Raw genomic sequence first — 13,821 nt, forward strand, 5'->3', positions numbered from 1 at the left:
AGGGCACAATGTTGCCATGAAAAAATCCCCATTGATGTCCCGTTCGGGCGCTTCCCTATTTGTTGGCTTGGTCGGGCTCATGCTCAGCCAAGGGCTTGCGGCCCAGAACACCCCGGGGGTGTCAGAAAAAGATTTTCTGGACGAGATGCCGATCATCCTGTCGGTGTCGCGCCTGCCGCAGCGGCTGGATGAAACACCGGGTGCAGTCACCATTCTTGACCGTGACTTCATTCGCAGCTCGGGCGCGCGCGACGTGGCCGACTTGCTGCGCCTGGTGCCGGGTTTTCAATCCAGCACGTCTTTTGAAGGTGACGCGCCACAAGCCAGTTACCACGGTGTGTATGGCTATTATTCGGCCCGCATCCAGGTGCTGGTCGATGGCCGTTCGGTCTATTCAAACTATTTTGCCGGCAGCGTGGCACCGGGCTTGATGTCGGTGATGCTCGATGATATTGAACGCATTGAGGTGTTGCGCGGCTCCAATTCGGTGGCCTATGGCGCCCGCGCCATGCTCGGCGTGGTCAATATCGTGACCCGGCACAGTGCCGAAACGCTGGGGCCCCGTGCAGCGCTTACGCGCGGAGAAAACGGCATTCAGGACACCGCGCTGGGCCTGGGCTGGCGCACCGACAACAGCACCCAGCGGCTGGCTGTGGACGAGCGGGGTGATGACGGCCTGAGCGGCGCCAATGGCCACAACCGGGTGCAGCGCGCCAACTTCAGGTCGGATTGGCAGGTTTCGGGCAGCAGCCAAGTGCAGCTGAGTGCAGGCTGGATGGCCATTGGGGCTGGCAAAGGCTACCCCGATCGACCTGGCTCAGGCTTTCGTGATACCACCTTTGAAAACAAATTTCTGCAGCTCGACTGGAGGGAAGTGTTGAGCCCGGACCAGGACCTGACGCTCAGCTTGTCACATAACCAGGAAAGTTACCATGATGTGGTGCCCTACCTGCCCATTCCCGGCTTGAATCTCGATGGCAGCGGCACCACCAGCAACAACACCCTGACGGCACAGCACACGCTGCGACTGAGTCCGGCGCTGCGCATGGTCTGGGGCGCCGAATTGCGGCGCGAATCGGTCACCTCGCGCCCCCTGTTCAACACCGACGAGGCCCTGATCGACAATTTCACGCGCTTGTTCACCCATGCCGAATGGCGTCTGCGACCGGACCTGCTGCTCAATGGCGGTGTCATGGCCGAGCGCAGCAGTGCCAATGGCTCCAGCCTGGCCCCCCGACTCATGTTGAACTGGCACGTCACACCCGAACAGACCCTTCGCGCCGGCATGACGCGTTCGTTCCGACCCCCCAGTGCTTTCGAGCGCCGGGCGGATGTGCGCTACTCGTTTAAAAATAAATTGCTCGATGTCACGTTTTTGGCGAGCGGCAACGTGGTGCCTGAAACCGTGCTGACCCGTGAGTTGGGATACCTGGGCACTTTCCCGAGCCTGAAATCGACCCTCGATGTCCGTCTTTTTGATGAGAAATTTACCGGTTTTATCGACGGTATTCGCTACCTGACAAAAGTTGGCGGTAAAGTTTACGCGCCCTACGATTATTCCAATGTTGACAATTTCTCCATCCGGGGTCTGGAACTGCAATGGACTGGCCGGCCCTGGCCGGGTGCGCAACTGGGTGTCAACCAGTCGCTGACCCGGTTGGCGTTCGAGAAACCACCGTCTGAAACCAAATTGGTGGTGGCGATGCCAAAGTCCACCAGCACCGTGTTCCTGACGCAACAGTTGCCAGCGGGCCTGCAGTTTTCACTCAGCCATCAATACAGCGAGCCCCTCTGGGTGCAAAGATCGGGTGATTTGCGGCAATACCTGCACCGCACTGATTGGCGCTTGAGCAAGTCGCTGCGCTTGGGCCAACGCCACGGTGAATTGGCCTTGACCGTGCAAAACCAGGGCTCACCCTACGCCGACTATGACGATGCGTTTTTGTTCAAGCGCCGCGCTTTCGTAACCCTGCGCATCGACAACTGACGCTGGCATGCTTGCGCGCTTGCTCCGGTTCCTGTCAGGGCTGGCCTTGTGCCTGCTGGTCCTGTCCGGGACAGCGCAAACGCCGGAAATCCAGGTCGGCATCGCCCGCAGTCAAACCAGTGCAGCCTACCTTGACGCCACCCAAGCCCTGGTCAATGGCCTGACCCGCCAAGGCGTGTCGCTCAACGCCATCAACGTATGGAGTCCGGCTGAGTTGGCCGCGCTGTCCGGGGTCCGGCTGTCGTCGGTCAAGGTCTGGGTGGCGTTGGGAACCGAGGCCGCCACGGCCTTGGCCCAGAGTCGCGTCAATGCGCCCGTGCTCAACGCCTTGTTGCCACGCAGCAGTTTTGAACGCGTGCTGCGTGTGTCGGGACGCAAGGCATCGGCCGGGTTCAATGTGCTGCAACTCGACCAACCACTGCAACGTCAGCTCGGGTTGATTCGTTTGGCGTTGCCCAAGGCCAGGCGCTTGGGGGTCGTGTGGGGACCGGATTCGCTGCCCAAAGCAGCTGCGTTGCGATCCCTGGCCAGCAGCCAGGGACTGTCGCTGCAAGAGGCCCTGCTCGACGACGAGACGTCCCTGTTTGCCGCCTTGAAGTCTGTCCTTGACAGCAGCGATGTGCTGTTGGCCCAGGCCGACCCGCTGGTGTTCAACAGCAACAACATCCAGAACATCCTGGTGACCACCATCAGGGGGCAGGTTCCTTTGGTCGCGTTTTCTCCGGCTTACGTGCGTGCCGGTGCCTTGCTGGCCGTTTACAGCACGCCGCCCCAGGTGGGTGACCAGGCCGCGCAGTGGGTGCTGGACGTGTTGGCCAACCGGGTCTTGCCTGAGCAGGCACTTGAGCCGCTTGATTTTGAAATCAGCGTCAATGAGCAGGTGGCCCGGGTGCTGGGCTTGTCGCTGGATGTCAAGGCCCTGACACTGGCCTTGAAACGCCAGGAGACTCAACGATGAAGACGCCGGACATTCGGGTGCGCATGCTGGTGGCTGCGCTGTTGCCGGTTTCGCTGTTGAGCGTGTTGTTGTCAGCCGTGTTTTTGATGGCACGTTTTGAAGACATCAGCGCGGCCCACCAGTTGCGCACGCGCTCGGTGGCACGGCAGTTGGCGTTGGCCAGCGAATTTGGTTTGTTTGCCGGCAACAAGCAGCAGTTGCAAGCCCTGGCGCGCGGTGCCTTGCGGGAATCCGATGTGCGCTGGGTCGCCATTGTCAGTCCGCAGGGTGAAACCTTGGCGAGCGCCGGTGTGGCGGGAGGTAACGACTTCCCACCCTATTCCGAGGTGGAAACGCACCAGGTCGACGCGCGGGGCTTGATCGATATGCTGACGCAACCGGTTGTTGCCAGTGGTATCCAGCTTGACGATTTGTACGAAGACGTGAACCAAGTCATTCCGGGCAAGGCAGCGCCCCTGGGTCAGGTGGTGGTGAAATTCTCACGACAGGCGGTGGTGGAGCAACAACAGAGCATCCTTTTGCTGGGTGGCTTGATCAGCGCCCTGGGGTTGCTGTTTGGCCTGGTGCTGGCAGTCCGGCTCAGTGGCGGGGTGATTCGCCCCATGATGCGGGTGTCGCATTTGATCGAGCGCATCGGCAATGGCGATTTTGCTGCTGCTGCCCAGACGCAAGCGCAAACGCCGCCGCAGGATCCGCTTCATGATTTGCAGAAGAATTTGATACAAATGGCCGATCGCCTGGCCGGTGCGCGTCAGGAGCTGGAGCATCAGGTGAGCACGGTGACCCAGGCCTTGCGTGTAAAAAAGGAGGAGGCCGAACTGGCCACGCAGGCCAAGTCGCGGTTTTTGGCTGCAGCTAGCCATGATTTACGCCAACCGGTGCATGCACTGGGCATGTTCATTGCGCGCCTGGCCCAACTCTCCCACGATGAGCAGACGCGCCAGCTGGTCGGTAACCTGCAGGCCTCGGTGAACGCCATGCAAAATTTGCTGGATGGCCTGTTGGATATTTCCCGGCTGGAAGCCAAGGCCGTGCAAATCCACTTCAAGAAATTTCCCCTGATGGAGTTGTTTGAGCGGCTCGGGCATGACTTGGTCCCGCTGGCCCAGGACAAGGGCTTGCAGTTGCGCATTCGCCCCTGTTCGGTGTGGGTTCGAAGCGACCCCGCCCTGCTGTACCGGATCTTGCTTAACCTGGTGGGCAATGCCTTGCGCTACACCGAAAAAGGGGGGGTGCTGGTCGCCTGTCGCTTGGTTGGCAGTGGGTCGCAGGCCAGCATCGAGGTGTGGGACAGTGGTTTGGGCATTGCGCCCGAACATCAGGAAGACGTTTTCAAGGAGTTTTACCAGGTCGACAATCCGGCGCGGCAGCGCAGCCTGGGCATGGGTCTGGGCTTGAGCATTGTGCGGCGAAGCTGCCAGCTGTTGACGCACCCCCTGGAACTGTCGTCGCGTTTGGGCGTGGGAACACGTTTTTCCGTGAAAGTGCCCAGGGTCACGCCCGGTCCTGACCAGGCGCTGGTGGCGGTGGCAGACGTGCCCGAAAAACCCGAGGGGCTGCTGGCCACCGTGCTGGTGATTGAAGACGATGACATGGTGCGTCAGGCTTTGGTGGGTTTGCTGCAAAGCTGGGGCATGACGGTGGCCGAGGCAAGCGACCTGCAAAGTGCGCAGGGCTTGATTGAACAAGGCCTGGTACCGGGCCTGATCATCAGCGACTACCGACTCAATGAGACGCTGAACGGGATTCTGGTGGTCGCCCGGTTGCGCCAGCAACTGGCCTGTGCGGTGCCAGCCTGTCTCATCAGTGGCGACATCGATCCGGCCCTGATCCAGGCCGCGCAACAGGCCCAACTGACGCTGCTGCACAAACCGGTGCGCCCAGCCAAATTACGCAACCTGCTGCGTCATTTGTTGGCCGATCAGCGTGACTCCGATGGCCCAACCGGGTCGTAGCCCCAACGCTTGGCCTCCAGTGCGGCCTGGGTTCGGGTGCTGGCACCAAAAATCCGCAAAATATTGCTGACATGAAATTTCACGGTCTCCGCCCCCAGCGACAATTTTTCGCAGATCTGCCGGTTGGTCAGACCCTTGATCAGCAGCACAAGAACATCGTGCTGCCGTGGGCTGAGCACTGGCGGTGTGGTCAATTTGCCGGACATCCCGGCCGTTTCCTGGCGCATGGCGAGCAGGTCGTCGGGCTGGTAGAGACCGCCGGCCAGAATTTGTCGCAGCGCGGTGAGCAGGGTGTCGCTCAAACTGGATTTGGTCATGAAACCAGCGGCGCCGAGTGTCATGGCCTGCTGCACCACCCTGGGATTGGCCGAGCCCGACAAAATGACCACGGGCAATTCAGGATGCCGTTGACCAAAAATTTCCAAGCCGGCCAGGCCCGTCATGTCAGGTAGCAGATAGTCCAGCAAGACCAGGTCCAGGTCAGGGTTGAAATGGGCGAGTTCCAGCGCACGGGTGCAGGTGGCGGCCTGCAACACGTCGGTTGCTTCCTGCGGGTCAAGGCCCTGAAGCACTTGGCAAAGCCCTTCCCGCACCAGCGCGTGGTCATCAACGACGAGAATCTTCACAGTGGTCGCCTTATGGGGTTTCTTACAATCCAGCTATTACAAGCAAACGCCTTCATTGCAGGCCGAATCGCTTGAATCATCATACAAGAAGACCCATGTTTGTTCACTTACGCCTGCACACCGAATTTTCCGTCATTGATGGCACCACCCGCATTGACGAGGTGGTCAAGGCCGCCGCCGCGGATGGCCAGCCGGCGCTGGCCATCACCGATCTGAGCAACTTGTTTGGGGCCATCAAGTTTTACAAGGAAGGACGCAAGCGCGGCGTCAAGCCGCTCCTTGGCGCCGAGGTCTGGCTCGAAGGCCTGGGCAAGGAGCTGGGGCAACTCTCGCGCGTGTTGCTGCTGGTGCAAAGCCATGCCGGTTACCTCAATTTGTCCGAGTTGCTGGCGCGCGCCTGGACGCAAAACGGCGGCAAGGCGCAGGCCACCGTGAGTCTGGCCTGGCTCAAGGAACTCAATGGCGGGCTGATTTGCCTGTCGGGCGCGCAGGCCGGGCCGGTCGGGCAGGCCCTGCTGCAGGGCGACGAAGCCCGCGCGCTGGACGCCGCACTGCAACTGGCCGGCGTTTTCACGCACCGCTTTTATCTGGAGCTGCAGCGCGCCGGTCGCCCGGAAGACGAGCAGCAGGTGACTGCGGCAGTGCAACTGGCGCTGCGCTCGGGCCTGCCGGTGGTGGCCACGCACCCGGTTCAATTCCAGGCCCCGGAGGATTTTGAGGCGCACGAGGCGCGGGTCTGTATTGCTGAAGGCGAAATGCTCGCCAACCCGCGCCGGGTGCGCCGCTTCACGCGCGACCAATACTTCAAGACCAGCGCCGAAATGCAGGCGCTGTTTGCCGACGTGCCCTCGGCGCTGGCCAACAGCATCGAGATCGCCCGGCGCTGCAACCTGAGTCTGGTGCTGGGCAAGCCGCAACTGCCTGACTTCCCGATTCCACCGGTCAATGGCGTGGTCATGGGGGCGGACGAGTACTTTCGCCACGCCTCGCATGAAGGGCTCAAAGACCGCATGGCGCACCTGTACCCCGACCCGGCGCAGCGCGACAAGGAAATGCCGCGTTATGTGGAGCGGCTCGAATTCGAGCTCAACACCATCCTTAAAATGGGCTTTCCAGGCTACTTTTTGATCGTGGGCGACTTCATCAACTGGGCCAAAAACAACGGCTGCCCGGTGGGCCCTGGGCGCGGCTCGGGTGCCGGTTCGCTGGTGGCTTACGCGCTCAAGATCACCGACCTCGACCCGCTGCAATACAACCTGCTGTTCGAGCGCTTCCTGAACCCGGAACGGGTCTCCATGCCCGACTTCGACATCGACTTTTGCCAGGGCAACCGCGACCGGGTGATCGACTACGTGAAGGAAAAATACGGCAAGGACGCGGTCAGCCAGATTGCCACCTTCGGCACCATGGCGGCGCGCGCGGCCATTCGCGACGTGGGCCGGGTGCTCGACATGAGTTACACCTTTTGCGACGGCATCAGCAAGCTCATTCCCAACAAGCCCGGCGTGGCCGTCACCTTGCAGCTGCCGCCGGCCGACCGCAAAAAGGACGACAAGCTGGTCTATGCGGTGGAAGCCGAGCCGATCCTGGCCGAACGCGAGGCCAAGGAAGAGGACGTGCGCACGCTGCTGGAACTGGCACGCAAGCTCGAAGGCATGACGCGCAACATCGGCATGCACGCCGGCGGTGTGTTGATTGCCCCTGGCAAACTGACCGACTTTTGTCCGCTGTACCAGCAGCCTGGCAGCGACTCGGCGGTGAGTCAATACGACAAGAACGACGTCGAGTCGGTGGGCCTGGTCAAGTTCGACTTTTTGGGCCTGGCGACCCTGACCATTCTGGAAATTGCGCGCGACTTCATCAGGCAGCGCCACCCGGGGCAGGAAAGCTTTGCTTTCGAGAACCTGCCACTGGACGACAAGGCCACCTACAAGCTGTTTCAGGACGGCAAGACCGAGGCCGTGTTCCAGTTTGAATCGCGCGGCATGCAGGGCATGCTGCGTGACGCCAAGCCGACGCGCCTGGAGGACCTGATCGCCCTCAACGCGCTGTACCGGCCCGGCCCGATGGACCTGATCCCCAGCTTTGTGGCGCGCAAGCACGGCCGCGAGGTGGTGGAATACCCGCACCCGCTGGTGGCCAACATGCTCAGCGAGACCTACGGCATCATGGTCTACCAGGAGCAGGTGATGCAGACCGCGCAGATCCTGGGCGGCTACTCGCTGGGCGGGGCCGACATGCTGCGCCGCGCCATGGGCAAGAAAGACGCCGACGAGATGGCCCGGCACCGCCAGATTTTCCGTGATGGCGCCCTGAAAAACGACATCCACCAGGACAAGGCCGACGAGGTCTTCGACCTGATGGAGAAGTTTGCCGGCTATGGTTTCAACAAGTCGCACGCCGCGGCCTATTCGCTGCTGGCCTACCACACCGCCTGGCTCAAGGTGCACTACACGGCCGAGTTCTTTTGCGCCAACATGACGGTGGAAATGGACGACACCGACAAGCTCAAGGTCTTGCTGGAAGACGCCATCAAAATGGGCCTGACGTTTGAGCCGCCCGATGTGAACCGGGGTGTGAGCCGTTTCGAGCCGATCTCGGACAGGGTGATTCGTTATGGCCTGAGCGCGGTCAAGGGCAGCGGCCAGCAGGCCATCGAGGCGATTGTGGCGGCGCGCGAGGGCCGGGGTGTGGGCCCCAACGGCGACACCGTGGGGCCGTTCAAGAGCCTGTTTGATTTTTGTGCCCGGGTCGATCGCAGCCGCATCAACAAGCGCACGGTCGAGGCGCTGATCAAGGCCGGTGCCTTTGACGCCATCGCCCTTAACCGCGCCAGCCTGATGGCCAGCGTCGACCTGGCGTTTGAGTTCGGCGCGGCGGCGCTGGCCAACGCCAACCAGTGCAGTTTGTTCGACATGGGTGACGGTGACGCGCACGGCTCCAGCACGCAAGAGCCCGAGCTGGTGCAGGCCACGCCCTGGGGCGTGAAGGAACGCCTGGTCTATGAAAAAACCGCTGTCGGTTTTTATTTGTCAGGGCATTTGTTCGACGAAGTGGTGACCGAGGTGCGCCGTTTTGCCAAGCGCCCGATTGCCGAGCTCATCGACACGCGCGAGCCGCAACTGCTGGCCGGCATCATCACCGACTTTCGGGTCATCAATGGCCAGCGCGGCAAACTGGCGCTGTTCAAACTCGACGACGGCTCGGGCGTGATTGAAGCCCGCGCTGACGAGGCGTTGATCAACGCGCACAAGGATTTGCTCAAGGACGACGAACTGGTGATTGTGATGGGCAAGCAGCAGCCTGACCGCTTTTCAGGCGGCATGCAGCTCACCGTGACGCAAGTCTGGGACCTGGAGCAGGCGCGTTGCCGCTTTGGCAAGTACCTGCGCGTGCGCGCCGCCACCGGGCCGCAGGGCCTGAAGCTCGACATGGCGCGGCTGTTGCGCGACTTCCCTGCGCAAAAGGAAGTGACCGAGCAGGGTGATCTGTGGCGTGGTCTGGCCGTGCGCCTGGCCTTGACCTGCCGGGGCGAGGAGGGCGCGGCCCAGGCCGAACTGCAGCTGGGCGAGCAAGCCCGTTTTTACCCCAGCAACGCCGCGCTGGCCAGCTGGTGGGCCCAGGCCGCACCGGGCACGGCCGAGATTGTTTACGAGTGACCGCTAGTCTTTGGGCCGGAAACTGATCAACAGCGGTGAGGGCACGCGGCCGTCGGTGTCGCGTGGCAGCACTTCGGTTTTGTCAATGGCCCGCAGCACCGCCTCGTCCCAGTCTCTGACGCCGCTCGATTGCGTAAGTTTGCGCGCGATGATGGTGCCGTCGGATGAGGTGCGCACCTCAATGATGGCGGTCGGGTTGCCGCTGATGGCCTCGGTGAACACGATATTGGGCTTGACCCGAGCAATTACACGCCCGGCGTAGCTGGCGGACGGGCCGGCCGACTTGAGTGCGGTACCGGCTGACGACGCGCTGCCGCTGGCACCGGCCAGGCCGCTCATGCGTTTCAAATTCTCGGCGCGCTGAGCTTCCAGTCGCCGGACTTCCTGCTCGGCCAGTTTTTTCTCTTGCGCCAGTTTGGCCTTGTCGGCCTGGACCTGTTTCAGTTGCTCGGCCTTGCGCTTTTCTTCCAGCGCCTTCTGCTGCTGCTTGTCCTGCTTGAGCTTTTCCTGTTGCTGTTCAAGCGCCAGCTGCTTTTGTTTTTGCAGGCGTTGTTTTTCCTGCTCAAGGGCAATGTCGACCTTGGGCGGAGCCACCACCGGCTTGGGCGGGGGCGGGGCCTGGGTGACGGGCTCGGGCCTTTCTGGCTGGATGGGCTCTGCCAGTGGTTCCTGCAAGCGCGGTGCGGCGGCCACCGGGACTGTCGCCCAAAGCTCGGCTTCAATGCTGATGATTTGCGCCTCGCGCTGCCAGTGCACGCCCCAGGTCAGTGCGGCCACCAGCAGGCCGTGCGCCAGCAGTGCCAGCAGCACGGCGCGCACCACGCCGGGTGTGGCGGGTGGCGCAAATTCAAGTCGGTCAGCCGCGGCGTGCATGGTGGGGATTCAGGGGGCCAGTTGCACCGACAGGCCGACCCGGGCAATGCCGGCGCGCTGCAAGGTGTCCATGACGCGCACCACGGCTTCGTACTTGACCGACTTGTCGGCGCTGATGACCACGGCCGTGTTGGCTACCGTTCCTTGCGCCTGCTTGACGGCGCTGGTGATGTCCTGCAGGCGCAGCGACGTGGTGGTGTCCTTGAGCTTGAGTTGCAGCGCTTCGTCCTTGCCGATCACGATCTGGATCACCTGGTCAGGCTGACCAGCCGCCTTGCCGACGCTGGGCAGGTCGATCATGCTGGGGGCAATCAGCGGCGCGGTCACCATGAAGATGATCAACAGCACCAGCATCACGTCGATGAAGGGCACCATGTTGATCTCGTTGATGGTGCGCCGGCCCCGGCCACGGCTGACAACGGCGGCCATGGTCAGTGCCCCGAGGCCGATTGCGCGCCCACATTGCGCTGCAGGATGTTGGAAAACTCTTCAATGAAGGTTTCCAGCCGGATCGCAATGCGGTCGATGTCCCGTGCAAAGCGGTTGTAGGCCACCACCGCCGGAATGGCGGCAAACAGACCAATGGCGGTGGCCACCAGGGCCTCGGCAATACCGGGCGCCACGCTGGCCAGCGTCACCTGGGTCAGCGCGGCCAAGCCGGTAAAGGCGTGCATGATGCCCCACACCGTGCCAAACAGGCCCACATAGGGCGACACCGAACCCACCGAGGCCAGAAACGACAAATGGGTCTCGATCACGTCCATCTCCCGCTGAAAGCTGGCCCGCATGGCGCGCCGGGCACCGTCCATCAGGGTGCCGGCGTCGGTGATGTGGCGTTCACGCAGTTTTTGGTATTCGCGCATGCCGCTGGCAAAAATACGCTCCATCGGGCCGCCCTGGCGGGCGTTCTGGGCGGCGGCGGCAAACAGGTCGTTCAGACTGCTGCCCGACCAGAAGTCACGCTCGAAGCTGTCGTTGAGCGCCTTGACCTTGCCCAGCGAAAACAGCTTGCGAAAAATGGCGGCCCAGCTGGCGATCGACACGCTGATCAGCAGCAGCATCACCAACTGCACCACCAGGCTGGCGTTCAGTACCAATTGAAATATCGAAAGGTCTTGGTTCATGCGTGCTTCAGGTGAGTGCGTGGAGGATCTGGGTGGGAATTCTGTCAGGTTTCAGGGTGCTGGCCTGAACCCAGCCGGCGCGGACGGTCGCCTCGCACAGCAACACGGGACCCGTCGCGGTGCTCAGCAGCGCCTGTTGGTGGATTGTCATGGAGGCACGCCCGGCCTCCTGCAGCGAAGTTGTAAGCAGAAGTTCATCGTCGAGGCGGGCGCTCTTGAGAAAACGCACCTGCACCTCACCGACCACAAACATGCCGCCGGTCGCCTCTTTCAAGGCTTGCTGGCTGATGCCCTTGGCACGCAGCCATTCGGTGCGCGCACGCTCAAAAAACTTCAGGTAATTGGCATAAAACACGATGCCGCCGGCGTCAGTGTCCTCCCAGTACACGCGCACCGGCCAGTTGAAGGTTTCCTTGTCGAGCCGCTGCGCACTCATGCCAGCAAGACTTTCAATCGGTCGATGGCGCTGTGCAGTTGCGCCATCGAATTGGCCGTGGAGAGGCGAATGAAATGCCCGGTATCAAACTGGCCGAAATCGCGCCCCGGGGTCACGGCCACGTGGGCCCGGTGCATCAGCGCAAAGGCCAGGTCCCAACTGCCACTCACACCCAGTTTCTGGCACGCCGCCGTGCAGTCGGCCCAGGCATAAAAAGCGCCGTCGGGCATCACTGGCACGGTCAGGCCCAGCGCGTTGAGGGCGGGTATAAAGTAGTCGCGGCGCGCCTTGAATTCGGCCCGGCGGCGCTCGTACTCGGCCAGGCTCTCGGCCTCAAAGCAGGCCAGTGCCGCGTATTGGGCAATGGTGCTGGGGCAGATGAACAGGTTTTGCGCCAGCCGCTCAATCACCGGCACCAGCGCTTCCGGCACCACCATCCAGCCCAGGCGCCAGCCCGTCATGTTGAAGTACTTGCTGAAACTGTTGATGCTGATGATCTCTTCATCCAGCCCCAGCGCCGTCTGGCCATAGGCGTCGTCATGGCTCAGCCCCAGGTAAATCTCGTCGACCAGGGTGATGCCGCCGCGCTGGCTCACCAGCTCGTGAATGCGGCGCAATTCGTCCGGTGCCAGCGAGGTGCCGGTGGGGTTCGAGGGCGAGGCCATCAGCACGCCACGCGTGCGCGGGTTCCAGGCCGCCTGCACCTTGTCGGCGCTGAGCTGAAAACGCTCGGCCGCCGTGGTCGGGATCAGCACCGGCGTGCCGTCGGCCGCCGTCACAAAATGGCGGTTGCACGGGTAGCTGGGGTCGGACATCAGCACTTCGTCGCCGGCCTCCACCAGCGCCAGGCAAGCCAGTTGCAGGGCTGCCGACGCACCGGCCGTGACCACAATGCGGCTGGCCGGAACCGTTACACCAAAATGGCTTTGGTACCAGGCGCTGATGCGCTCGCGCAACTCGGGCAGGCCGGTGGCCGGGGTGTACTGTGTCAGGCCGTCGCGGATGGCACGGGCAGCGGCCTCATGCACCAGCGGCGGGGCGGTGAAGTCAGGCTCGCCAATGTTCAGGAAAATCATCGGCGCATCCGTGTGCGCCACCAGGGCCGCCAGGGCGCTGGCAGCCTTGCCCACCTCCATCACATAAAACGGCTCAATCTGTTGGGCGCGTTTTGAGATTCGCATGGACTGGGCTAGCGTGCGGCGCCCTGGTCGGCGGCGACCTCAAGCTCGCGCAATTGCCGGGCCAGACCGTTGAGCACGCCGTTCACGTATTTGTGGCCGTCGGTGCCGCCAAATTCCTTGGCCAGCTCCACGCATTCATTGAGCACCACGCGCCAGGGCACGTCCAGGCAGTGCTGCAACTCGTAAGCGCCAATCCACATCACCGCATGCTCGACCGGTGAAATCTCTGCCAGTTTGCGGTCGAGCAGCGGCAGAATCAGCGCGTCCAGCTGCTCAGCCTGTTCGGCACTGCCATGCAGCAAGGCATCGAAATGCACGCTGTCGGCCTTGCTGAAGCCCGCCAGGTCGCGCGTGAAGGCATCCACGGCAGCCACGTCGTTTTTGCCGACCAGCACCTGGTACAACGCCTGCACGGCAAACTCGCGTGCGCGAGAGCGGTCGGACTTGCTGGCGGCCTTGCGCACGCCGGTGCTGGTCAGGCCTTTGCGCGGTTGGCGCGGCGGCCGGGAAGGGGGTTTTGGGTGGCTCGATTCGCTCATTCAATTTCTTCCAGTAAGTTGGCCATTTCAACGGCCACACGGGCGGCGTCGCGGCCCTTGTCGGTTTGCCGGGCCACGGCCTGGGCCATGTCCTCGGTGGTGAGGATGGCGTTGGCAATCGGAATTTGATAGTCCAGCGCAATCCGGCTGACGCTCGCCGCCGATTCGTTGGCAACCAACTCAAAATGGTAAGTTTCGCCGCGAATGATGCAGCCCAGGGCCACCAGCGCGTGGTACTTGAGCTGTTCGGCCAGCGCCTGCAGTGCCACAGGCACTTCCAGCGCGCCCGGCACCTGCACCAGCGTGATGTTTTTTTCTTCCACACCCAAGGCCAGCAGTTCGGCGCGGCAGGCCTGCGCCAGCGCGTTGGTGATGTCGGCATTGAAGCGCGCCTGGACGATGCCAATGGTCAGGTTTTTCCCGTTCAGGCGGGGGTCGGTGGCGGCAAGTGCACCCTGGTCTGCAATCAGCATGGGAATTTCC

12 protein-coding genes are annotated in these 13,821 nt (G+C 62.4%); 4 read left to right on the plus strand and 8 right to left on the minus strand.

Features of this window, described 5'->3' with window-relative positions:
- The first annotated feature begins 16 nt into the window (after positions 1–16).
- Genes Q7U49_RS14115 through Q7U49_RS14125 form a run of 3 tightly spaced genes read left to right on the plus strand, consistent with a single transcriptional unit; the run spans position 17 to position 4,900 of the window.
- On the plus strand, positions 17–1,987 hold the full coding sequence (locus Q7U49_RS14115) for a TonB-dependent siderophore receptor (protein ID WP_304764976.1): 1,971 nt from the start codon (positions 17–19) through the stop codon (positions 1,985–1,987).
- 7 nt (positions 1,988–1,994) lie between these two features.
- Positions 1,995–2,945 carry an ABC transporter substrate-binding protein gene (locus Q7U49_RS14120; RefSeq protein WP_304764978.1) on the plus strand — a complete coding sequence of 317 codons (951 nt, stop codon included), beginning with the start codon at positions 1,995–1,997 and terminating at the stop codon, positions 2,943–2,945.
- Positions 2,942–4,900 (plus strand): ATP-binding protein, encoded by a 1,959-nt coding sequence (locus Q7U49_RS14125; protein ID WP_304764980.1) that lies wholly within the window; start codon positions 2,942–2,944, stop codon positions 4,898–4,900. The genes Q7U49_RS14120 and Q7U49_RS14125 overlap by 4 nt, the downstream gene beginning before the upstream one ends.
- On the opposite strand, the gene Q7U49_RS14130 is transcribed toward Q7U49_RS14125, so the two are convergent.
- Complete coding sequence (locus tag Q7U49_RS14130; RefSeq protein WP_304764981.1) at positions 4,867–5,526, minus strand: response regulator transcription factor; 660 nt, start codon at positions 5,524–5,526, stop codon at positions 4,867–4,869. The genes Q7U49_RS14125 and Q7U49_RS14130 overlap by 34 nt on opposite strands.
- A gap of 95 nt (positions 5,527–5,621) precedes the next feature.
- Between Q7U49_RS14130 and dnaE the strand changes: the two genes are divergently transcribed.
- The gene (gene dnaE, locus Q7U49_RS14135; RefSeq protein WP_304764983.1) at positions 5,622–9,185 is read left to right on the plus strand and encodes a DNA polymerase III subunit alpha; all 3,564 of its coding nucleotides are present in this window, start codon (positions 5,622–5,624) and stop codon (positions 9,183–9,185) included.
- 3 nt (positions 9,186–9,188) lie between these two features.
- Here the strand turns inward: dnaE and Q7U49_RS14140 are convergent, their stop codons facing one another.
- The 7 genes from Q7U49_RS14140 to ribH are packed head-to-tail and all read right to left on the minus strand — an operon-like array spanning position 9,189 to position 13,811.
- A complete protein-coding gene (locus tag Q7U49_RS14140) occupies positions 9,189–10,058 on the minus strand; it encodes an energy transducer TonB (RefSeq protein ID WP_304764986.1) in 870 nt (289 codons plus the stop codon).
- Between the two features lie 9 nt (positions 10,059–10,067).
- Positions 10,068–10,487: a biopolymer transporter ExbD gene (locus tag Q7U49_RS14145; RefSeq protein ID WP_304764989.1), complete on the minus strand. Its 420-nt coding sequence runs from the start codon at positions 10,485–10,487 to the stop codon at positions 10,068–10,070.
- Between the two features lie 2 nt (positions 10,488–10,489).
- A complete protein-coding gene (gene tolQ, locus Q7U49_RS14150) occupies positions 10,490–11,182 on the minus strand; it encodes a protein TolQ (protein ID WP_296273447.1) in 693 nt (230 codons plus the stop codon).
- A gap of 7 nt (positions 11,183–11,189) precedes the next feature.
- The gene (ybgC, locus tag Q7U49_RS14155; RefSeq protein ID WP_304764994.1) at positions 11,190–11,618 is read right to left on the minus strand and encodes a tol-pal system-associated acyl-CoA thioesterase; all 429 of its coding nucleotides are present in this window, start codon (positions 11,616–11,618) and stop codon (positions 11,190–11,192) included.
- Entirely contained in the window at positions 11,615–12,799 is a 1,185-nt protein-coding gene (locus tag Q7U49_RS14160; RefSeq protein ID WP_304764997.1) for a pyridoxal phosphate-dependent aminotransferase, read from the minus strand. Before Q7U49_RS14160 ends, ybgC begins: the two co-directional genes overlap by 4 nt.
- Positions 12,800–12,807: 8 nt before the next feature.
- The gene (gene nusB / locus Q7U49_RS14165; RefSeq protein ID WP_304765000.1) at positions 12,808–13,338 is read right to left on the minus strand and encodes a transcription antitermination factor NusB; all 531 of its coding nucleotides are present in this window, start codon (positions 13,336–13,338) and stop codon (positions 12,808–12,810) included.
- Complete coding sequence (gene ribH / locus Q7U49_RS14170) at positions 13,335–13,811, minus strand: 6,7-dimethyl-8-ribityllumazine synthase (protein ID WP_304765003.1); 477 nt, start codon at positions 13,809–13,811, stop codon at positions 13,335–13,337. The genes nusB and ribH overlap by 4 nt, the downstream gene beginning before the upstream one ends.
- Positions 13,812–13,821 lie beyond the last annotated feature (10 nt).

Origin of the sequence: Rhodoferax sp., from assembly GCF_030653815.1 — a bacterium.
Classification (GTDB): domain Bacteria; phylum Pseudomonadota; class Gammaproteobacteria; order Burkholderiales; family Burkholderiaceae_C; genus Rhodoferax.